Annotated in this window: 23 protein-coding genes; 11 read left to right on the forward strand and 12 right to left on the reverse strand. The window is 71.6% G+C overall.

Features of this window, described 5'->3' with window-relative positions; translation table 11 throughout:
• Positions 1 to 196: hypothetical protein (locus AB0F18_RS23650; protein WP_362063790.1), on the forward strand; the 196-nt coding region annotated here is incomplete at its 5' end.
• Between the two features lie 221 nt (positions 197 to 417).
• Here the strand turns inward: AB0F18_RS23650 and AB0F18_RS23655 are convergent.
• Positions 418 to 1059 (reverse strand): DNA-3-methyladenine glycosylase, encoded by a 642-nt coding sequence (locus AB0F18_RS23655; RefSeq protein ID WP_362063792.1) that lies wholly within the window; start codon positions 1057 to 1059, stop codon positions 418 to 420.
• Between the two features lie 133 nt (positions 1060 to 1192).
• Between AB0F18_RS23655 and AB0F18_RS23660 the strand changes: the two genes are divergently transcribed.
• From AB0F18_RS23660 to AB0F18_RS23670, 3 genes are all read left to right on the forward strand, one after another.
• Positions 1193 to 1975 carry a sporulation protein gene (locus AB0F18_RS23660; protein ID WP_362063794.1) on the forward strand — a complete coding sequence of 261 codons (783 nt, stop codon included), beginning with the start codon at positions 1193 to 1195 and terminating at the stop codon, positions 1973 to 1975.
• A gap of 40 nt (positions 1976 to 2015) precedes the next feature.
• Complete coding sequence (locus tag AB0F18_RS23665) at positions 2016 to 2549, forward strand: YbhB/YbcL family Raf kinase inhibitor-like protein (RefSeq protein ID WP_362063796.1); 534 nt, start codon at positions 2016 to 2018, stop codon at positions 2547 to 2549.
• A 149-nt stretch (positions 2550 to 2698) separates the two neighbouring features.
• On the forward strand, positions 2699 to 3202 hold the full coding sequence (locus AB0F18_RS23670; RefSeq protein ID WP_362063798.1) for an HNH endonuclease: 504 nt from the start codon (positions 2699 to 2701) through the stop codon (positions 3200 to 3202).
• 81 nt (positions 3203 to 3283) lie between these two features.
• On the opposite strand, the gene AB0F18_RS23675 is transcribed toward AB0F18_RS23670, so the two are convergent.
• From AB0F18_RS23675 to AB0F18_RS23690, 4 genes are all read right to left on the reverse strand, one after another.
• The gene (locus AB0F18_RS23675; protein ID WP_362063867.1) at positions 3284 to 4054 is read right to left on the reverse strand and encodes a sulfite exporter TauE/SafE family protein; all 771 of its coding nucleotides are present in this window, start codon (positions 4052 to 4054) and stop codon (positions 3284 to 3286) included.
• Between the two features lie 101 nt (positions 4055 to 4155).
• Positions 4156 to 5130, reverse strand: a complete 975-nt coding sequence (locus tag AB0F18_RS23680) for an SPFH domain-containing protein (RefSeq protein WP_362063800.1) — start codon at positions 5128 to 5130, stop codon at positions 4156 to 4158.
• Between the two features lie 85 nt (positions 5131 to 5215).
• The gene (locus AB0F18_RS23685; RefSeq protein WP_362063802.1) at positions 5216 to 5644 is read right to left on the reverse strand and encodes an NfeD family protein; all 429 of its coding nucleotides are present in this window, start codon (positions 5642 to 5644) and stop codon (positions 5216 to 5218) included.
• A 78-nt stretch (positions 5645 to 5722) separates the two neighbouring features.
• A complete protein-coding gene (locus AB0F18_RS23690) occupies positions 5723 to 6523 on the reverse strand; it encodes an ABC transporter ATP-binding protein (protein ID WP_362063804.1) in 801 nt (266 codons plus the stop codon).
• A gap of 146 nt (positions 6524 to 6669) precedes the next feature.
• Between AB0F18_RS23690 and AB0F18_RS23695 the strand changes: the two genes are divergently transcribed.
• Positions 6670 to 7446, forward strand: a complete 777-nt coding sequence (locus tag AB0F18_RS23695; RefSeq protein ID WP_362063806.1) for a hypothetical protein — start codon at positions 6670 to 6672, stop codon at positions 7444 to 7446.
• 86 nt (positions 7447 to 7532) lie between these two features.
• Here the strand turns inward: AB0F18_RS23695 and AB0F18_RS23700 are convergent, their stop codons facing one another.
• The 3 genes from AB0F18_RS23700 to AB0F18_RS23710 all read right to left on the reverse strand — a co-directional run bounded on the left by AB0F18_RS23700 (position 7533) and on the right by AB0F18_RS23710 (position 9715).
• Positions 7533 to 7778: a chaplin family protein gene (locus tag AB0F18_RS23700; protein WP_362063808.1), complete on the reverse strand. Its 246-nt coding sequence runs from the start codon at positions 7776 to 7778 to the stop codon at positions 7533 to 7535.
• Positions 7779 to 7905: 127 nt separating this feature from the next.
• Positions 7906 to 8565, reverse strand: a complete 660-nt coding sequence (locus AB0F18_RS23705) for a response regulator transcription factor (RefSeq protein ID WP_362063810.1) — start codon at positions 8563 to 8565, stop codon at positions 7906 to 7908.
• Entirely contained in the window at positions 8558 to 9715 is a 1158-nt protein-coding gene (locus AB0F18_RS23710; protein WP_362063812.1) for a GAF domain-containing sensor histidine kinase, read from the reverse strand. Before AB0F18_RS23710 ends, AB0F18_RS23705 begins: the two co-directional genes overlap by 8 nt.
• 404 nt (positions 9716 to 10119) lie before the next feature.
• Here AB0F18_RS23710 and AB0F18_RS23715 point away from each other — a divergent pair, with 404 nt between their 5' ends.
• Complete coding sequence (locus AB0F18_RS23715; RefSeq protein ID WP_362063814.1) at positions 10120 to 10758, forward strand: transglycosylase SLT domain-containing protein; 639 nt, start codon at positions 10120 to 10122, stop codon at positions 10756 to 10758.
• Positions 10759 to 10867: 109 nt separating this feature from the next.
• On the opposite strand, the gene AB0F18_RS23720 is transcribed toward AB0F18_RS23715, so the two are convergent.
• Entirely contained in the window at positions 10868 to 13405 is a 2538-nt protein-coding gene (locus tag AB0F18_RS23720) for an FHA domain-containing protein (RefSeq protein ID WP_362063816.1), read from the reverse strand.
• Between the two features lie 348 nt (positions 13406 to 13753).
• Here AB0F18_RS23720 and serB point away from each other — a divergent pair, with 348 nt between their 5' ends.
• The 5 genes from serB to AB0F18_RS23745 all read left to right on the forward strand — a co-directional run bounded on the left by serB (position 13754) and on the right by AB0F18_RS23745 (position 19056).
• Positions 13754 to 14953: a phosphoserine phosphatase SerB gene (gene serB / locus AB0F18_RS23725; protein ID WP_362063818.1), complete on the forward strand. Its 1200-nt coding sequence runs from the start codon at positions 13754 to 13756 to the stop codon at positions 14951 to 14953.
• 222 nt (positions 14954 to 15175) lie between these two features.
• On the forward strand, positions 15176 to 15982 hold the full coding sequence (locus AB0F18_RS23730) for an SDR family oxidoreductase (protein WP_362063820.1): 807 nt from the start codon (positions 15176 to 15178) through the stop codon (positions 15980 to 15982).
• Complete coding sequence (locus AB0F18_RS23735; RefSeq protein ID WP_362063822.1) at positions 15982 to 17298, forward strand: aminotransferase class I/II-fold pyridoxal phosphate-dependent enzyme; 1317 nt, start codon at positions 15982 to 15984, stop codon at positions 17296 to 17298. Before AB0F18_RS23730 ends, AB0F18_RS23735 begins: the two co-directional genes overlap by 1 nt.
• Positions 17295 to 18242 (forward strand): diiron oxygenase, encoded by a 948-nt coding sequence (locus AB0F18_RS23740; protein ID WP_362063824.1) that lies wholly within the window; start codon positions 17295 to 17297, stop codon positions 18240 to 18242. Before AB0F18_RS23735 ends, AB0F18_RS23740 begins: the two co-directional genes overlap by 4 nt.
• On the forward strand, positions 18235 to 19056 hold the full coding sequence (locus AB0F18_RS23745; RefSeq protein ID WP_362063826.1) for a tryptophan 2,3-dioxygenase family protein: 822 nt from the start codon (positions 18235 to 18237) through the stop codon (positions 19054 to 19056). Before AB0F18_RS23740 ends, AB0F18_RS23745 begins: the two co-directional genes overlap by 8 nt.
• A 51-nt stretch (positions 19057 to 19107) precedes the next feature.
• On the opposite strand, the gene AB0F18_RS23750 is transcribed toward AB0F18_RS23745, so the two are convergent.
• The 3 genes from AB0F18_RS23750 to AB0F18_RS23760 all read right to left on the reverse strand — a co-directional run bounded on the left by AB0F18_RS23750 (position 19108) and on the right by AB0F18_RS23760 (position 20264).
• Complete coding sequence (locus AB0F18_RS23750; RefSeq protein WP_362063828.1) at positions 19108 to 19629, reverse strand: histidine phosphatase family protein; 522 nt, start codon at positions 19627 to 19629, stop codon at positions 19108 to 19110.
• 123 nt (positions 19630 to 19752) lie between these two features.
• Complete coding sequence (locus tag AB0F18_RS23755; RefSeq protein WP_362063830.1) at positions 19753 to 19974, reverse strand: hypothetical protein; 222 nt, start codon at positions 19972 to 19974, stop codon at positions 19753 to 19755.
• A gap of 170 nt (positions 19975 to 20144) precedes the next feature.
• Positions 20145 to 20264, reverse strand: coding sequence for an SGM_5486 family transporter-associated protein (locus AB0F18_RS23760; RefSeq protein ID WP_362063832.1), 120 nt, complete (start codon positions 20262 to 20264; stop codon positions 20145 to 20147).

Consider the following 20264-nt stretch of genomic DNA (forward strand, 5'->3'; position numbering starts at 1 on the left):
GCCCGACAGGTCTTTTTCAAAGGAACCTCATCCACCGGAGTGGACGGGGTATCAACTTCTGGCGTTGATTTTTGGCACGCTGTTGAGTTCTCAAGTAACGGACGCTTCCTTTGTTCCTGTTTCCAGGCCCTCCGGGCGCTTCCTTCGTTTCCAACTCTACCAGATCATTTCCGCGTCGTTTCCGACTTGGATTTGAATTCGGTGGCCGTTGGGGGCCTTTGCCTTTCGGCGCTCCACCACATTAGCGCGCATTCCCTGCAACTCATAATCGAGCCGTCGGATTCGAATTCGGGCACGCCGAAATCGACCCCGCCAGGGGCACGTCGTAGGTAGTGGGTTTGCCGCTCCCGCGGGGTCTGCGATGGCAGCGCCCCGTTCCAGCGGCTCGGGCTACGTTAGGCGTCCCCAAAGATCGAGTCAAGTTGCGCGGCGGCGCGGCGCGTGGGCCCGGTACGGGCTGACGGTCGGGTCGCCGGTGATCCAGTAGCGGTACGGGTGGGCCGCGCCGGCACCGCTGACTCCCGTGCGCGGGCCGTTGCCCACCTGGTCGGGAGGGGTGGGGGTGCCCGCCAGGAGGGACAGGGGGGAGTCGGGGCCCGCGCAGAGGTCGGCGCCGTCGAGGGAACGGTCCACGTCCAGGGCCGTGGCCAGGCGGGCCGGGCCCTTGGCCAGTTCTCTCGGGTTTCTGGCCGTAAGTCGACGTTTGGCGGCCAGGTCGGCGCCCGCCGTCACCTCCCCCGCGCGCAGCAGCACTCCGCTCGCGTGGCCCGGGGGGCCGCACACCAGGTTGAGGCTGAACCACATGCCGTAGATGAAGTAGACGTACGCGTGTCCGGGCGGGCCGAACATCGACGCGTTGCGGGCGGTGCGGCCGCGGTAGGCGTGGGAGCCAGGGTCGGCCTCGCCCTCGTACGCCTCCACCTCCGTGATGCGCAGTTCCATCGGGCCGTCCGGGGTACGGCGGACGAGGATGCGGCCGAGGAGGTCGGGGGCCACGGTGAGGACCGGGCGGTCGAAGAAGGACCGGGGCAGGGGCGTACGGTCGGGGCGCGCGCTCATCCGGCCGAGCGTAGTGGAACACGCGCCGGTGCAACCGGGGCCTAAGGTTCCGCAGTGGTAAGGGGTACGGCGGGCCGGACGGTCGGTCCGGTCGCCGCGTCCTTGGATGCGTATCCGTATAGGGGAGACAGACATGGGGTTCAGGAAGCTGCTCGCGAGCCTGGGGGCCGGTGGCGCTTCGGTCGACACGGTCATCACCGAGCCGAACGTGGTTCCGGGCGGGATCGTCCAGGGCGAGGTGCGGATCCAGGGCGGGTCCGTGGAGCAGCAGATCGAGGGGCTGTCGGTCGGGCTGCAGGCGCGGGTGGAGGTGGAGGGCGGCGACCAGGAGTACAAGCAGGACATCGTCTTCACCAAGCAGCGCCTCGGCGGTGCGTTCAAGGTGCAGCCGAACGCCCTGCACGTGGTGCCGTTCGCCCTGGACATCCCGGCGGAGACGCCGATCACCCACTTCGAGGGTCACCCCCTGCACGGGATGAACATCGGGGTGAGCACGGAGCTGGAGATCGCGCGCGCGGTGGACGCGGGTGACCTGGACCCGATCAACGTGCACCCGGTGCCTGCGCAGCAGGCGATCCTGGACGCGTTCCGGCAGCTGGGCTTCAGTTTCCGCAGCGCGGACATGGAGCGCGGGCACATCCGCGGCACGCGGCAGACGCTGCCCTTCTACCAGGAGATCGAGTTCCTGCCGCCGTCGCAGTACCGGGGGCTGAACCAGGTGGAGCTGACCTTCGTCTCGGACGGGCGCGAGATGGACGTCGTGCTGGAGATGGACAAGAAGCCGGGTCTGTTCAGCGAGGGCAGCGACACCTACCGCTGCTTCCAGGTCGGTCTGCACTCGTACGAGGGGACCGACTGGGCGGCGTACCTGAACCAGTGGATCGCCTCGGTCGGTTCGCAGCGCAACTGGTTCTAGTCTCGGCCCTGTAGGACTTCTTCGATCAAGGAGTACAGCAGTGACCGAGCGGAACAGGGCTCCTCTTCCCCACGCCTTCCACCCCGAGGTGCCCGCTTTCACGGTGACCAGTGCGGATATCGCGCCGGGTGCCGACCTGGGTGACGGGCAGGTCCTGTCGGGCGGGAACGTCTCCCCGCAGCTGCGCTGGGAGGGTTTCCCGGAGGGGACGAAGAGCTTCGCGGTGACCTGCTTCGACCCGGACGCGCCGACGGGCAGCGGGTTCTGGCACTGGGTGCTCTTCGACCTCCCGGCCTCGGTCACCGAGCTGCCGGCGGGTGCGGGCAGCGGGAAGTTCGAGGGGCTGCCGGCCGGGGCGGTGCACGTGCGCAACGACTACGGGACGAAGGACTTCGGCGGGGCGGCTCCGCCGGCCGGGGAGCGGCACCGCTACGTGTTCACCGTGTACGCGGTGGACCGGGAGAAGCTCGGTCCGGACGCGGACGCGTCCTGCGCCGCGGTCGGTTTCCACCTCCGCTTCCACACGCTGGGGCGGGCGCAGCTGATCGGTGAGTACGAGGCGCCGGCGGGCTGAGCGTTCTCCCGGCGTTTGCCCGGTCCTGGTCTAAAGGAGGCCGGGGCCGGGCATTTTTATTGCGTTGTCCCGCGTGGCGCGCGCGGCCAGAGTGGTTGCGGGCCTTGCCGCCAGGGTGGTCGCGGGCCTGCACACGGGAGGTGGGCGAGATGCGGGACACGCTGGTACTGAACGCGAGCTTCGAGCCGCTGTCGACGGTGTCGCTGAACCGCGCCGTCGTTCTGGTGCTCCAGGACAAGGCCGTGGTCGAGCAGTCACATCCCGAACTGCGTGTGCGTGGGGCCACCCTGGACCTTCCGATGCCCCGGGTCATCAGGCTCTGCCGGTATGTCCGGGTGCCCTTCCGAAGACATGCTCCCTGGTCGCGGCGGGGGGTGCTGGTCCGGGACCAGCACCGGTGCGCGTACTGCGGGAAGCGCGCGACGACCGTGGACCACGTGCTGCCGAGGGCTCAGGGGGGCGGGGACACCTGGTTGAACACGGTGGCGTCCTGCGCCGAGGACAACCACCGGAAGGCGGCGCGGACTCCGGAGGAGGCGGGGATGCCGCTGCTGCGGAAGCCGTTCGTGCCGTCGCCCGGGGACGCGATGCTGCTCGCGCTGGGGGTGGGCGTGCAGGAGGAGCTGCCGGAGTGGCTGGCGCGCTCCGCCTGAGTTCCGCCCGTCCCGTAGGCCCCGTTCGCCCCGCCCGCCGCTGTGCGCCGCGCGCGGGGCGACGTATTTCTTCTACGTCCTTCAGCGGAGCAGCAGTTGGACGATGGCCACGATCCCGACGGTCACGATGACGCCGCGCAGGACGGTCGGGGGCAGCCGGCGTCCGACCTTGGCGCCGATCTGGCCGCCGATGGTGGAGCCGACGGCGATGAGGAGGACGGCCGTCCAGTCGAACTCGGCGACGAAGAGGAAGAAGACGGCCGCGATGCCGTTGACGAGCGCGGCGAGCACGTTCTTGACGGCGTTGATCCGTTGCAGGTCCTCGTGGAGCAGCAGCCCCATGAGGCCGAGGTAGAGGACGCCCTGGGCGGCGCCGAAGTAGCCCCCGTACGCGCTGGACAGGAGCATGCCGGTGAGCAGGGCCGGGCCGCCGTCGGGGTGGCCGCTGTCCCCTCCGGCGGCTTCCTGGCGGCGGCGCAGGGCCGCGGCGAGCTTCGGCTGGAGGACGACGAGGACGAGGGCCAGGCCGATGAGGACGGGCACGATCGTGTCGAAGGAGTCCGACGGCAGGGTCAGGAGCAGGACGGCTCCGGCGAGCCCGCCGACGAGGGAGACGGCGCCGAGCCGCAGGATGCGGCCGCGCTGTCCCCGGAGCTCCTTGCGGTAGCCGATGGCCCCGCTGAGGGATCCGGGCACCAGGCCGAGGGTGTTGGAGACGTTGGCGGTCACCGGTGGCAGGCCGGTGGCGAGGAGCACCGGGAAGGTGATCAGGGTGCCGGAACCGACGATGGTGTTGATGGTGCCTGCGCCGATTCCGGCGGCGAAGACCGCGAGTGATTCCCAGATGGTCATGGACATGGACATGGACGGAGCCATCCCCTTTGCGTGAGTGAGTCGCCTCCCCGCCATGAAGGTCGAGGGGCCTCACCGATCATGCACGAAGGGGGGCGGCGTCAGTCGATGGGGGGCTGTTCCCGGCGCTCCGGTCCGGTGCCGGTCTCGGGGGCTCCCTTGCCGGGGTTCTGCGGGTTGAAGCCGGTCGAACCGCCGCCCAGGGGGCCGAAGTTGCCCATGGCGCCCGAGAGGCCCTTGAGCGCGTCCCCGATCTCGCTGGGCACGATCCAGAGCTTGTTGGCGTCGCCCTCGGCGATCTTCGGGAGCATCTGGAGGTACTGGTAGGCGAGGAGCTTCTGGTCGGCGTCGCCGGCGTGGATGGACTCGAAGACCGTGCGGATGGCCTGGGCCTCGCCCTCGGCCTTGAGGGCGGCGGCCTTGGCCTCGCCCTCGGCGCGCAGGATGGAGGACTGCTTCTCACCCTCGGCGCGCAGGATCTCCGACTGCCGGACGCCCTCGGCCTGGAGGATGGCGGCGCGCTTGTCGCGGTCGGCGCGCATCTGCTTCTCCATCGAGTCCTGGATGGAGGTCGGCGGCTCGATGGCCTTGAGCTCGACGCGGTTGACGCGGATGCCCCACTTGCCGGTGGCCTCGTCGAGGACTCCGCGGAGGGCGGCGTTGATCTCCTCGCGGGAGGTGAGGGTCCGCTCCAGGTCCATGCCGCCGATGATGTTGCGCAGCGTGGTGACGGTGAGCTGTTCGATGGCCTGGATGTAGCTGGCCACTTCGTAGGTCGCGGCGCGGGCGTCGGTCACCTGGTAGTAGATGACGGTGTCGATGTTGACGACCAGGTTGTCCTGGGTGATGACCGGCTGCGGCGGGAAGGGGACGACCTGTTCGCGGAGGTCGATCCGGTTGCGGATGGAGTCGATGAACGGGACGACGATGTTGAGGCCCGCGTTGAGGGTGCGGGTGTAGCGGCCGAACCGTTCGACGATGGCGGCGCTGGCCTGCGGGATCACCTGGATCGTCTTGACCAGGGCGATGAAGACCAGTACCACCAGGATGATCAGGACGATGATGATCGGTTGCATGCGGTTCCCCGTGCCCTTCCGGCTGTCTGTGCTGCCCCGTTGAGCGGAGTCTCGCAGACCCCGGGGCCGCGGGTGGGCTGCTTGCTCACATGACGACCGCGGTCGCTCCGTCGATGTCCACGACGTCGACGGACTGGCCGGGTTCGAAACTGCTGTGCGTGTCGAGGGTGCGGGCGGACCAGACCTCGCCGGCGAGCTTGATGCGGCCGCCGCTGCCGTCGACCCGTTCGAGTACGACGGCGGTTCTGCCCTTCAACGCCTCGATGCCGGTGCGGTGTTGGGGCCGCTGGTCGCGGTGCCGGTTGGCGATCGGCCGGACGACGGCGATCAGCGCGACCGACACGATGACGAAGACCAGGACCTGGCTCACCGCTCCGGCGCCGAGGGCCGCCGTGACGGCGGCGGCGACGGCGCCGACGGCGAACATGCCGAACTCCGGCATCGCGGTGAGGACGAGGGGGATGCCCAGTCCGACCGCGCCGATGAGCCACCACACCCATGCGTCGATGTCCACATGGTCATGGTAGGTCGGGTGGGCGCGGCCTGGACAGGGCGCGACGGCCGTCCTCCGGGCGCCGGGGTCCGCTTGCTGCTAGCGCAGGGGCAGGCCCTGGGCGGTCCAGCGGTCGTGCTCGTTGCGCTCGACGACGAGCGGGAGCCCGAAGCAGAGGGAGAGGTTGCGCGAGGTCAGTTCCAGGTCGATGGGGCCGGCGCTGACGACCTTGCCCTGCCGGATCATCAGGACGTGCGTGAAGCCGGGGGCGATCTCCTCGACGTGGTGCGTGACCATGACCATGGACGGGGCCATGGGGTCGCGGGCGAGGCGGCCGAGGCGGCGGACGAGGTCCTCGCGGCCGCCGAGGTCGAGGCCGGCGGCGGGCTCGTCGAGCAGGAGGAGCTCGGGGTCGGTCATCAGGGCGCGGGCGATCAGGGTGCGCTTGCGCTCGCCCTCGGAGAGGGTGCCGAACTTGCGGTCGAGGTAGTCGGACATGCCCAGGCGGTCGAGGAAGGCGCGGGCGCGCTGCTCGTCGACCTCCTCGTACTCCTCCTGCCAGGTCGCGGTCATGCCGTAGGCGGCGGTGAGCACGGTCTGCAGGACGGTCTGCCGCTTGGGGAGCTTGTCGGCGAGCGCGATGCCGGCGACGCCGATGCGCGGGCGCAGCTCGAAGACGTCGCTGCCGGGCTTGCCGAGGGTGCTGCCGAGGATGGTGGCGGAGCCCTTGGTGGGGAAGAGGTAGCTGGAGGCGAGGTTCAGCAGCGTGGTCTTGCCGGCGCCGTTGGGGCCGAGGATCACCCAGCGCTCCCCCTCCTTCACCGACCAGGAGACCTGGTCCACCAGAGCCCGGCCCTCGCGGACCACGGATACGTCCACCAGCTCCAGAACATCGCTCATGAGCGTGTTGTCACCCCTTGCAGTCACGGTTCTCTGTGCGCCGGCAGGCGCAGCCCCAGGGGAAAACCCCAGGGGAAAACCTACGCCACTCGGGGAGGGGTCCGGGCGCCAGGCCCGGCACGGGGCCGGATCCGTAGAGTGGGGGGATGCTTTTCGAACCACGTTCAGGGCGGCTGGCCGCCTGGGGGAACGCGCTGCTGGCCGGTCATGTCTCGCCCGACGAGGCCGCGTCGTCGATCGTGGGCGAGGACGCCGTGCACCGCGTGGCGGGGCTGCCGGGTGAGGCGGGTCCGGTGGGGCTCACGCTGGCGCTGGGGCGGCTGCGGGCGCTGGGGGTGTCGGGGCTGCGGGTGGCGTTGCCGGCGCCGGGGCATCCGCTGGGGCTGAGCGGGCCGCCGGAGTTCAACGCGGCGGCGCTGGAGGCCGAGGAGGCGGTGGTGTGCGCGGGGGCCGCGCTGGGGCTGGTGCCGGAGGTCACGGAGGCGGGTCCGGCGGGTGACGTGCACGTCGCGGTGGTGTGGCGGTGCCTGCCGGTGCGGGAGGCACCGCCGGCGGACGTGCCGTCGCTGGGCGAGGCGGAGCGGGAGCTGGCGGAGGCGCTGCGTGAGGCGACGGTGGTGCTGACGCGGCTGGACGTGGCCGGGTCGGGGCCGGTGGCCGAGGCGGCGCTGTCGGCGTACCGGGCTCGTGCGGAGGCGGGCCGGGACGTGCTGGCTCCGGGGTATCCGGCGCGGGCGGTGCGGGTGCTGGCGCTGGCGCAGCGGGTGGACCTGTTGGTGTCGCTGGCGTACGAGCGGGGGCACGGGGGCGCGGTGGCGGCCTCGGAGATGGCGGCGCGGGCGGAGGCGCTGCGGCCGGTGGAGCGGGTCGCCCGGCGGGCGCTGGTGGCGGCGTACAACGCTCCGCTGGAGGGTGACCGGTAGGGGTTCCCTCGTTCGGGTCGACGCCGCGGCCCCGCTTTCCCGGGGAGAGGGGGGAAGGCGGGGCCGCAGGTCATGGGGGGGTGGGGTCAGCTGTTGACGCCCGTGTTGCCCCAGGCGCCGTTGAGCAGGCCGATCACATTGACGGTGTTGCCGACCACGTTCACGGGGACGTGCACGGGGACCTGGACCAGGTTCCCGGAGACCACGCCGGGCGAGTTCAGGGCCTCGCCCTCCGCGGACGCACCGCCGTGCGCCGAGGAGACACCCGCGCCGGCGGCGATGAGCCCGCCCGCGATCATGGTGACGGCTGCGGCCTTCTTGTAGTTCTTCACTTCTCGTCCTCCAGTGCGTCTGCCGCGGCCAGCCGCCGCGGCACGCCATGGAGAACGCCCTCTTCCCCGGCCGGGATACGCCATGTGGGCGACATACACCCGACCGTATGAATCTCAGACCGGACCGTTACCCGGCGATTCCGTGCCTGACCGCCCACAGGGCGGCCTGGGTGCGGTCGGAGAGGTCCAGTTTCATCAGGATGTTCGAGACGTGCGTCTTCACGGTCTTCTCGGACAGGACGAGGGCCCGGGCGATCTCCCGGTTGGAGCGGCCGTCCGCGATCAGGCCGAGGACCTCGCGTTCGCGGTCGGTCAGGGAGCCCTGGCGGCCGGTGGGGCCGCTCTGGTCGTCCTGGGCCGCGAGCAGGGCCTCGGCCACTTCGGGCTGGAGCAGGACGTGTCCGGCGTGGACGGAGCGGATGGCGCCGGCCAGGGCGTCGGGGTCGATGTCCTTGTAGAGGTATCCGGCGGCGCCGGCCCGCAGGGCGGGGACCACGGTCCGCTGTTCCGTGAAGCTGGTGACGATCAGGACCCGCGCGGGGTTGGCGAGGTCCCGCAGCCGGCGCAGGGCCTCGATGCCGTCGGTGCCCGGCATCGTGACGTCCATCAGGATCACGTCGGGCCGCAGCTCCTCGGCGCGGGCGGTGCCCTCCGCGCCGTCGGCGGCCTCGCCGACGACCTCGATGTCCTCCTGGACCTCCAGGAAGGTGCGCAGGCCGCGCCGGACCACCTGGTGGTCGTCGACCAGCAGTACTCGGATGCTGCTGCGGCCGGGGGTGTCAGCCACCGGGGACCTCCATCTCGATCGTGGTGCCCGCTCCGGGCTCGGAACGGACCTCCAGCCGTCCGCCGGCGCCGGCGGCGCGGTCGCGCATGGAGACCAGGCCCAGGTGGCGGCCGGCCTTGCGGACGGTGGAAGGGGAGAAGCCCTTCCCCCAGTCCCGTACGCGCAGGACGGCCCCGCCGCCGGGCGCGCGGGCGAGGGTGACCTCGACGCGGTCCGCCGCGGAGTGGCGCAGGGCGTTGTGGAGGGCCTCCTGGGCGACGCGCAGCAGTGCCTCCTCCTGGGCCGCGGGCAGGGCCCGTACGCCGTCACAGGTGAAGGTGACGCGGGCGGTGTGGGCGCGGTCCAGGACGCGGACGTGGTTGCGCAGGGTCGCGACGAGACCGTCCTCGTCGAGGGCGGCCGGGCGCAGCTCGGTCACGGCGGCGCGCAGCTCGTCGGCGGCCTCGGCGGCGAGGACGGCGACCTGCTGGAGCTCGCCCTTGGCGCGGGCCGGGTCGCGGTCGACGAGGGCGGCGGCGGCCTGGGCGGTCAGGCGCAGGGAGAACAGCTTCTGGCTGACGGCGTCGTGCAGCTCGTGGGCGAGGCGGGAGCGCTCCTCGGCGATGGTCAGCTCGCGGCTGCGCTCGTAGAGGCGGGCGTTGGTGAGGGCGATGGCGGCGTGCTGGGCGAGGAGGGAGAGGAGTTCCTCGTCCTCGTCGGTGAAGCCGTGCCCGCGGCTGTGTTCTGCGCCGGGGGCTTTCCTCTTGTTGGCGAGGAAGAGGGCGCCGAGGATCTCCTCGCCGTCGCGGACGGGCAGGCCCAGGAAGTCGGACATCTCGGGGTGGGCGGCGGGCCAGCCCTCGAAGCGGGGGTCCTGGCGTACGTCGGCCAGCCGCTGGGGGGCGTCCTGGTGGAGCATCGCGGCGAGGATGCCGTGCTGGCGGGGCAGGGGGCCGATGCGGCGCCACTGGTCCTCGGTGATGCCGTCGACGACGAACTGGGCGAAGCCCCCGTGGTCGTCGGGGACGCCCAGGGCCGCGTACTCGGCGTCGAGCAGCTCGCGGGCCGAGACGACGATGGTGCGCAGGACGTCCTGGACCTCCAGCCTGCGGCTCATGGCGAGCAGGGCGGTGCTGACGGCCGCCAGCCCGGTGCAGGGTCCGTTGTCCATGGGGTCACCGTACCGGCGGCCCTGACCTGCGGAATCGGGCATCGGTCGTAGGTCTTCGGGCCCGGTGGCCTCCCGGAGGCGGAGGCCGGTCACGGAGGGGATTGCTTCCGCAACTCCGGGTGAGATTGTTACAGGTCCGATGTGAGCCCGGGCATAGGACGCACATCACTTACGAGGCCGCATAGTGGACGCGTAAAGGCGTTGTCAGTGCTGCCCCGGCTGGTCTCCGGGCCGAAAGTCCCGACGGCCCCAAGGCCCCTGATCCACTAAGCGGGATCGTATGTCACACCTTTGCCACAGGATTTTGCCGCCGCTAAGAATGGCAGCCGTCGCAAGGCGCCGAGGGATCCCGGATCCTCCCGGCGTCTTCCTGCGGCCCCCGCTATTCGAAGAGGTTGCCCCGCATGTCTGCTTCCAGCACTCCCGGTCACAGTCGTCTGACGAAGGCGTACAAGCTGTCGATCGCCGGTGTCGCCACCCTCGGTGCCGCCGCGCTCGCCTTCTCCGTCGTCCCGGCCGGTCCCGGCACGCAGGAGACGCAGGCCGTGGCCACCGCCCCCGTGGCGTGGACCCAGTCGATCCAGCAGAACCTCGGCGCCCAGCACGCCGTAGCGGACCAGAAGGCCAAGGACGCGGCGAAGGCCCAGGCCGAGGCGCAGGCGAAGAAGGACCGCGAGGCGAAGGAGGCGGCCAGCCGCTCCGCGGCCCGCACCCCCGTCTTCGCGAACAACCTCGACGGCTGGATCAAGGAAGCCCTCTTCATCATGAAGCGCGAGGGCATACCCGGCACCTACGCCGGCATCCACCGCAACATCATGCGCGAGTCCAGCGGCAACCCCCGCGCGATCAACCTGTGGGACATCAACGCCAAGAACGGCATCCCCTCGAAGGGTCTGCTGCAGGTCATCCAGCCGACCTTCAACACGTACCACGTCAAGGGCACGAAGTTCGACCTGTACGACCCGGTCGCGAACATCGTCGCCGCGTGCAACTACGCCGCCGACCGCTACGGCTCGATGGACAACGTGAACAGCGCCTACTAAGGCCCCACGCCTCAGCGGGCGACCCGCAGGACCCCCATGCGCCTCAGGGCGGCCCCCGGAGTGATCCGGGTGCCGCCCTGAGGCGTTTCGCGTGCCTGGCCGCGAGCCGCTACTTGCGCATGACCTCGGGCTCGTGGCGTCGCAGCAGTCGGGCCACCACGAAGCCGCAGATCACGGCCTGCAGCAGCAGGACGAAGACGTCCACGAACCACTGGCCGGTGGTGTGGTCCCACAGCGGGTCGGTGTTGGTGGGGTTCTGCGGGTCCCACGGCGCCATGAGCTTGCCCAGGTTCAGGGTGGTGCCGGCGGCGCCGACGGCCCAGCGGGAGGGCATCAGGTAGGCGAACTGCTCCAGGCCGACCTTGTCGTACAGCTGGAACAGGATGCCGGTGAAGACGACCTGCACGATCGCGAACATCACGAGCAGCGGCATGGTCTTCTCGGCGGTCTTCACCAGCGAGGAGATCACCAGGCCGAACATCATCGCGGTGATGCCGAGCGCGGTGACCGAGACGCAGAGCTCGACGGCCGGGTTCATGAACAGGCCCTCGGCCGGCAGCTTGCGCGGGGTGAAGGCGATGGCGCAGATGATCGCGCCCTGGATGACCGTGATCACACTGAGGACGATCACCTTCGACATGAGGTACGCCGACCGGGACAGGCCGGTCGCGCGCTCCCGCTCGTAGATGACGCGTTCCTTGATCAGCTCACGGACCGAGTTGGCCGCGCCCGAGAAGCACATGCCGACCGCGAGGATCAGGGTGATCGTGCCCGCGTCGCCGTTGAAGCGGGACGGCGGGGTCGGCGGGGCCAGGCCGAACTTCGCGGGGATCACCGTGGACACGATGCCCAGGACCGCCGGCAGCAGCACCATCAGGGCGAGGAAGCCCTTGTCGGAGGCGATCACCGAGACGTAGCGGCGCATCAGCGTCCACAGCTGCGAGCCCCAGGCCTGCGGCTTCGGCGGGTTCATCTGCTGCGGCGGCATCGCGACCTGCTGCGGGGCGACGGCGTCGAGGTCGGCGGCGTACAGCTGGTAGTGCTGCGAGCCCTTCCAGCGGCCGGCCCAGTCGTAGTCGCGGTAGTTCTCGAAGGCGGAGAACACGTCGGCCCAGGTGGTGTAGCCGAAGAAGTTCAGCGCCTCGTCCGGCGGGCCGAAGTAGGCGACGGACCCGCCCGGGGCCATGACCAGCAGCTTGTCGCAGAGCGCGAGCTCGGCGACGGAGTGGGTGACGACGAGGACCGTGCGGCCGTCGTCGGCGAGCCCGCGCAGCAGCTGCATGACGTCGCGGTCCATGCCCGGGTCGAGGCCGGAGGTGGGCTCGTCCAGGAAGATCAGCGACGGCTTGGTCAGCAGCTCCAGGGCCACGGACACGCGCTTGCGCTGGCCGCCCGAGAGCGAGGTGATCTTCTTGTCCTTGTGGATGTCGAGCTTGAGCTCGCGCAGCACCTCGTCGATACGGGCGGCGCGCTCGGCCTCGGCGGTGTCGCCGGGGAAGCGGAGCTTGGCCGCGTACTTCAGGGCGGTGCTGACCTTCAGCTCCTTGTGCAGGATGTCGTCCTGCGGGACCAGGCCGATGCGCTGGCGGAGCTCCGCGAACTGCTTGTACAGGTTGCGGTTGTCGTAGAGGACGTCACCCTGGTCGGCGGGCCGGTAGCCGGTCAGCGCCTTCAGGAGCGTCGACTTGCCGGAACCGGAGGGGCCGATGACGCCGATCAGCGACTTCTCCGGGACGCCGAAGGTGACGTCCTTGAGGATCTGCTTGCCGCCGTCGACCGTGACCGTGAGGTGGCGGGCCGAGAAGGAGACGTCACCGGTGTCGACGAACTCCTCAAGGCGGTCGCCGACGATCCGGAACGTCGAGTGGCCGACGCCGACGATGTCGGAGGGACCGAGCAGCGCGCTGCCGGACTTCGGCAGGGGCTGGCCGTTGACGTACGTGCCGTTGTGGCTGCCGAGGTCGTGGATCTCGAAACGGCCGTTGGTGGAGCGGAACTCCGCGTGGTGGCGCGAGACCTGGAGGTCCGAGACGACGAGCTCGTTCTCCAGGGCACGGCCGATGCGCATGACGCGGCCGACGGCGATCTGGTGGAACGTCGTCGGGCTGCGGTGGTCGCTGCCGTAGGCGGGGGCCGCGGGCTGCTGCGCGGGGCCACCGCCCTGCTGCTGCGGCACGAACGGCTGCTGCTGGTGCGGCTGCTGGTGGTGCTGCTGCTGGTGGTGCTGCGGCGGCTGCTGGTCCCAGGCGGGCTGCTGTTGCTGCTGCTGCGGGGCCGGCGGCTGAAACGCCGGGGCCTGGCCCTGCGCGACCGGGGCCTGGTACGCCGGCTGCTGGTGCTGCTGCGCCGCCGCCACTCCGGCGGTCGGATTCAGCCGCGGGCCGTCCGTCGCGTTGCCCAGGTGGACCGGCGTACCGGGCACGAGCTCCGTCTGCTGGACCCGCGCGCCGTGCACGTAGGTGCCGTTGGTGCTGCCGTGGTCCTCGATGGCCCAAACCCGGCCGTTCCAGCTGATGGTGGCGTGCCGCCAGGACACGCGGGCGTCATCGATCACCATGTCTCCCTGGGGATCGCGCCCCAGCGAGTACGACCTGGACGGATCGAGCGTCCAGGTCCTTCCGTTCAATTCCAGTACGAGTTCCGGCACTCCAGCCCCACTTAAGGTCCCCCGAGAATCCCCCTGGCGTCCAGGGAGAACGACGTCAGGGAGTCTAGGGATGGCGAACATCCGGGGGAACTATTTCAGGCCTGCGGCCACATGTGGAATCCGGGCCTTCCACGCCCGGCCGTTGACGGGGTCGAAAGGCACCCGGAGAGTGCGATACGGGACTTCTCACCCCGCGCCGTGCGGTCCCGCCGCGGCGCTCGCACGCCGAGCGGGCCGTCCACGGGGTCCGGCCCCGCGCAGCGGCAGCGGCCCGGGACGGAGGCCGGCACGTTCACACAGTGGGACGGGGAGCCGGGCCGGGGGCCGGGAAGATACGGTGAGGGGACCATGAGCGCTTCGCAGACCTCCGACGTCCCCACCCTCCTCGTCAAGATCTTCGGCAAGGACCGTCCCGGGATCACCGCCGGGCTAATGGACACCCTCGCCGCCTACTCCGTCGACGTCGTCGACATCGAGCAGGTCGTCACCCGCGGCCGCATCGTCCTGTGCGTCCTCGTCACCCAGCCCGCCACCGCCGCCGAGGGCGAGCTGCGGTCCACGGTCCACAGCTGGGCCGAGTCGCTGAAGCTGTCGGCCGAGATCATCTCCGGTACCGGTGACAACCGGCCGCGCGGTGTCGGCCGGTCCCACGTCACCGTGCTCGGGCACCCCCTCACCGCGGAGTCCACGGCCACCATCGCCGCCCGGATCACCTCGACCGGCGGCAACATCGACCGTATCTTCCGGCTCGCGAAGTATCCGGTGACGGCCGTCGAGTTCGCCGTCTCCGGTACCGAGACGGCGCCGCTGCGCACCGCCCTGGCCACCACCGCCGCCCAGATCGGCGTCGACGTGGCCGTGGTGTCGGCCGGGCTGCACCGCCGGGCGCAGCGGCTGGTGGTGATGGACGTGGACTCGACCCTGATCCAGGACGAGGTCATCGAGCTGTTCGCCGCGCACGCCGGCTGCGAGGCCGAGGTCGCCGAGGTGACCGAGCGGGCCATGCGCGGGGAGCTGGACTTCGAGCAGTCCCTGCACGCCCGGGTCTCGCTGCTGGCGGGGCTGGACGCGTCGGTGGTGGACAAGGTGCGCGCCGAGGTGCGGCTGACCCCCGGCGCCCGGACGCTGGTGCGGACGCTGAAGACGCTGGGCTACCAGGTGGGTGTGGTCTCGGGCGGGTTCACCCAGGTCACGGACGATCTGCGCGAGCAGCTGGGACTGGACTTCGCCCAGGCCAACACCCTGGAGATCATCGACGGCAAGCTGACCGGCAAGGTCACCGGTGAGATCGTGGACCGGGCGGGCAAGGCCCGGCTGCTGCGCCGTTTCGCCGCCGAGGCCGGGGTGCCGCTGGCGCAGACGGTGGCGATCGGTGACGGTGCGAACGACCTGGACATGCTGAACGCGGCCGGTCTGGGCGTGGCCTTCAACGCGAAGCCCGTGGTCCGCGAGGCCGCGCACACCGCCGTGAACGTTCCGTTCCTGGACGCGGTGCTCTATCTGCTCGGCATCACCCGTGAGGAAGTGGAAGCGGCCGACCTGGCCTGAGCTGCCCCCGCCCCCCTACGCCCGGCCGGATCCCTCCGGCCGGGCGTTCGTCATGTCCGGCACCCCGCCCCGTGGCCGGAACGGCTCGTCGCGCGAGGCGGAGTCGAGGCTCCGTTGATCCGAACTGGCTTCTTTTGTACTGGACTTGGGGCTAATGCTCCGATCGTGCCGACCACGTGGGAATGCGGTGGCCCGATCGGTTTCTCGTTCAAGGGGACGTCGATGACTCGAAGTGTGCTCATCACCGGAGGCTCGGGCGGAATCGGCCGCGCCTGCGTGGAGAGATTCGCGCGGGAGGAGGAATGGACGGTCTGGTTCACCTACCGCAACGGCCGGGAGCGGGCCGAGGAACTGGTGCGGGAAGCGGCCCTCACCGGAGGCGCCAAGGTGGAGGCCTTCCCCTTCGCCCAGGGCGAGTGGGAGGACCACGAGCTGCTGCTCGACCGGCTGCCCGGCCCGGTGGACGTCCTGGTGAACAACGCCGCCGTCGGCTCGAAGACGATCGAGCAGCACACGGACGGCCCCGAGCACGGCAAGGCGTCGGCGTTCTTCCAGATCAACGCGGTGGGGCCGCTCTGGCTCACCGAGCAGGTGCTCCCCGGGATGCTGGAGCGGGGCTACGGGAAGATCATCAACATTTCCAGTGTGGGCGGCGGGGTCTCCCAGTTCCCGGGCTTCCACCCGGCCGACGGGATGAGCAAGGCCGCTCTCGCCTATCTGACCCGTCACCTCGCCGCCGACCTGGCGCACTCCCCCGTGGACGTGTTCGCCCTCTGCCCGGGCGCCGTCGACACCACGATGTTCCGGGCGAGCACCCTGGACGAGCTCTCTGCGCAGGAGCGGGCCGCCCTGGCCGCGCGGCTGCCCAAGGGGCGCATGATCACCGCCGAGGAGATCGCGGAACAGGTGCGGTGGCTGGCGGGCGAGCACTCCACCGCGCTGCACGGCGCCGTCATCGACGCCTCGATGGGCCTCGGGGTGCACCCGGGTCTGCTCACCGGCGCCGGTTCCGACGGCGGGAGGCTCTGATGGGCCCCCGCCCCCGCCCGCGCCCCCTCTCCCGCCAGGCCGCCCGGCTGCTCGCGGACACCCCCGCCATCGCCGAGGCCCACTTCCGCGCGGAGGCCGAACCGTACGACGCCCTCACCCGCCCGGACGGCTACCTGAACCTGGGCACCGCCGAGAACCGGCTGCTCTGGGACCTCCTCGAAGACCGGCTGGCCGCCCTCCCCCCGATGACCGAGGCCACGGCCCGTTACGCGCCGCTGCACGGCACCGGCCTGCTGCGCGAGCGGGTCGCCGGGGTGCTGTCCCCGGTCCTCGGGACCCCGCTGGACGCCGAGGACCTGGTGGTGATCAGCGGTGCGACCGGGGCGCTGGACGCGATCGCGTCCGTCCTGTGCGACCCGGGTGAGGCGATCGTGGTGCCCGCCCCCTACTACGGGGCCTTCGACACCGATCTGGGCGGCCGCTCCGGCGCCCGGATCCTGCCCGCGCCGCTGGACCCCGCCGACGGGTTCCGGCTGACGGCCGGGGCCGTGGACCGGGCGCTGCGGCAGGCCCGGGCCCAGGGGATGACCGTGCGCGCCGTGGCGCTGTCCTCCCCGTCGAACCCGATCGGCGAGGTGCATCCGCCGGAGGTACTGGCCGGCCTGCTGCGCGTGGTGCGCGAGCACGACGTGGACCTCGTGTCGGACGAGATCTACGCCCACGCGGTCTTCGGCGGGCAGGCCTTCACCAGCGCCGCGGACCCGGCCGTCAACCCGGACTGGGCCGAGCGCACGCACGTGGTGTGGGGCTTCGCGAAGGACTTCGGGCTGCCCGGTCTGAAGACCGGGGTCCTGCACACCCGCGACCCCCGGGTACGGGAGGCCGCGCGCGCCCTGGCGTACTTCGCGCCCGTCTCCACCGCCACCCAGCACACCCTGGCGGAGCTGCTGGCCGATCCGGAGTGGGTCGCCTCCTTCCTGGCGGCGGGCCGGCGGCGGCTGGGCTCCTCGTACGGGCACCTCACCGGGCTGCTGGACGCGTACGGGATCCCGTACGCCCCCGCCGACGCGGGTTTCTCGGTCTGGCTGGACCTCGGGCGGTGGCTGCCCGGCGACGGCTTCGGGGCCGAGGAGCTGCTGTGGCGGGAGCTGTTCGAGAAGGCGAAGGTCAGCATCCTGCCCGGCGGCGCCTTCCGCTCGCCCGAGCCGGGCTGGTTCCGGCTGTGCCACACGGTGGCGGCCCCGCTGGTCGCCGAGGCGGTCCGGCGGATCGCCGTCCACCTGTGCCTGCCCCCGCGGGAAGGCCCGCACCCCACCCCCTCCTCCCCCGCTTCACGGAACGGACGACGCCCATGAGCACGGCCCCAGGCCCCCTCGACCGCTGGTACGAGACCGCCGGCGTACGCGGCGGCGTACGGCGGATGTTCCACGCCGAGGCGGAACAGGGCCGGGTCTTCTTCCCCGACGCCCTGGTGCCGCACCTGGCGCACCCGGAGGTGAAGGCGCTGGCCCCCGAGCGGGTCCGGGAGATCTCGGTCCGGCACCTGTACCAGTTCCTGCACTCCACGACCCATCTGGAGACCCGGGTGGTCAACGGGGCGGCCGAGCCCGTCGCCAACGGCAACTCGGGGCTGCACTTCCCCACCGCGCTGCGGATGGACGCCTTCAAGGTGTACTGCGACGAGGGCTACCACGCCCTCTACAGCCTGGACCTGGCCGACCAGGTGGCCGCCGTCACCGGTATCGCCGTCCCGGACGTGGACTACGGCGGCTTCGTCACGGCGCTCCAGGACACCGGGCGGCGGCTGCTGCCCGAGGATCCGGTGCTGGCGGGGCAGCTGCAGGCCGTGGTGTTCGAGACGCTGATCACCGCCGTGCTGAACGAGGTGCCGCAGGACCCGACCGTGGTGAGCACGGTGCGGGAGCTGATGCGCGACCACGCCAAGGACGAGGGCCGCCACCACCGGTTCTTCTCCGCGTTCTTCCTGGAGCTGTGGGCCCGGCTCGACGGGCGGCGCCGGGTCCTGGCGGCCCGCGCCCTGCCCGCGATGATCCGAGCCGCGCTCGACTGGGACCTGGAGCCGGTGCGGGTGTCGCTGCGCCTGGCCGGGCTGGACGAGGACCGCATCGGGGCCGTCCTCGCGGACAGCTACGGCGGCAGCGCGGGCGTGGACCGCATCCAGACGATCTCCCGTTCCACCCTGCGGCTGTGCGCCCAGGTCGGTGCCTTCGACCTGCCCGGCGTCACGGACGCGTTCGCCGCCTACGGACTGCGCGCCCCGGAGGACTCCGATGTCTGAGACCGCGACCGTCACCTACCCCGAGTACCTGAGGCTGCCGGAGCTGCTGGCGCTCCAGGTGCCGCTGGCCGACGGGGTGGCCGACGAGCTGCTGTTCATCACCGTGCACCAGGTGCAGGAGCTGTGGTTCGGGCAGCTGCTGCGGGACCTGGCGGACGCCCGGGACCGGATGCTGGAGGGCGATCCGCGGGCCGCCCGGGCCCGGCTGGTGCGCTGCGTGTCCGTCACACGGGCGTCGATCGCCGCGATCCACCCGCTGCGGACGATGCCGCCGCGCGAGTTCCACGCCTTCCGGGGGGCGCTCGGCACCAGCAGCGGGCAGCAGTCGGCGCAGTACGTGGAGATCGCGGGGCTGTGCGGGGCCGAGTGGGTGCGCGGGGAGTACGGGCGGCGGGCCGTCGCCGGGCTGTCTCCCGAGGAGCGGGAGCGGCTGCGCGGCCGGCTGGCGGAGCCCACGCTGTGGGAGGGGTTCGTGGCGCTGCTGGCCAAGGCGGGCTTCGCGGTCGGGACGCGCGAGGAGCGCTGGGAGGCGTACGCGCGGCTGGCGGCGGGGCCGCTGGACGGCGACCCGGCGGAGTTCGCCGAGCTGGCGGAGCTGGCAGAGGCGCTGGTCGACCACGACGAGGCGTGGACGGAGTGGCGGGCCTGCCACGCGCTGCTGGTGGAGCGGCAGATCGGCGGGCGGCCCGGGACCGGCGGCAGCAGCGGGACGGCCCATCTGCGGGAGTCGGTGTACCGGCGGTTCTACCCGGAGCTGTGGGAGGCCCGGGACGCGGGCTTCCCGGCGGCGCCGGCCCGCTGCCCGATGGGCTGAGGGCGTGCGCGGGCCCGGGGAGCGCGCCCCGGGCCCGTGGGTGCGCCGTGCTCAGTGCTCCTTGGGGGTCCAGTAGTCCAGCAGCGTGCCCACGCCGGGCTCGACGGACTTCCAGGAGCCGGTGAACGAGACGACGGCCAGTGCAGCGGTCGGGAAGCCGGTGCGGTCCATCCGGGCCCGTGTGTCGCCCTCGGCGCGGCCGGCGAGGATGTCGGCGAGCGCGTGCATGCCGGGGTTGTGGCCGATGACGAGGAGGTCGCCGACGTCGTCGGGGGTCTCGTTCAGCAGGGCGATGAGCTCGCCCGGAGAGGCGTCGTAGACCCGCTCCTCGTACACGGTCCTCGGCCGGTACGGGAGTTCCTGGACGGCGAGCTTCCAGGTCTCCCGGGTGCGGGCGGCGGTGGAGCAGAGGGCCAGGTCGAAGGTGATGCCGGTCTCGGCCAGCTTCCGGCCGGCGGCCGGTGCGTCCCTGCGGCCGCGTTCCGCCAGCGGGCGTTCGTGGTCGGCCACCTCGGGCCAGTCGGCCTTGGCGTGCCGGAGGAGGGCGATCCTGCGGGGTGTGTCGGCGCTCATGGGCCCAGCTTCGCATGAAACGGGCCACGGGGCGCAGGGTGTTGGGGGCCCTTCCCCCGCCCGGGAGAGGTGCTCCGGGGCGCGCGGGCCGGCCGCCGGCGCGGGTGGTGCGGACGGTGCCGGTCAGCCGACGGCGCGCAGCAGCTGCTGGGTGACGTGGAGCAGCTCGGAGGGCTGGGCGGTGGCCGCCTGGGCCTGGCCGGAGCCGGCGAGGAGCAGCAGGAGGAGCCCGAAGGCGAGGGCGGGGAGGGCCAGGGTCCACCAGTGCAGCCGGGCGCCGGTGTGGGCGTACGCGCCGGGGCGGCGGCGGGTGGGGAGGGACGGGGTGTGCGTGGTGGCCGGCATGGCCGCCTCCGGGTTCTTCGGGTGGGGACTGGCTCGCTGCTTCGAACCTACGGATCCGGCGCGGCGGTTCCCATCCGGGGCACACCCCAGCCGACCCTGATCCTGACCCCCTAGGGGATGGTGGGGTTATCCCCACCACCGGGGGCCGGGGCGGGCCGGCGGGCGTGGTGTCAGGGGGAGGCGATGGTGGCGATGACGGCCACGATCACGGTCACGAGGAGCATCGCTCCGAGCACGAGGCCGAGCTTCCGGTGGCCGTTCTGGGGGTTCGGTTCGAGTACGGGCGACAT

Origin of the sequence: Streptomyces sp. NPDC029216, assembly GCF_040648015.1 — a bacterium.
Classification (GTDB): domain Bacteria; phylum Actinomycetota; class Actinomycetes; order Streptomycetales; family Streptomycetaceae; genus Streptomyces.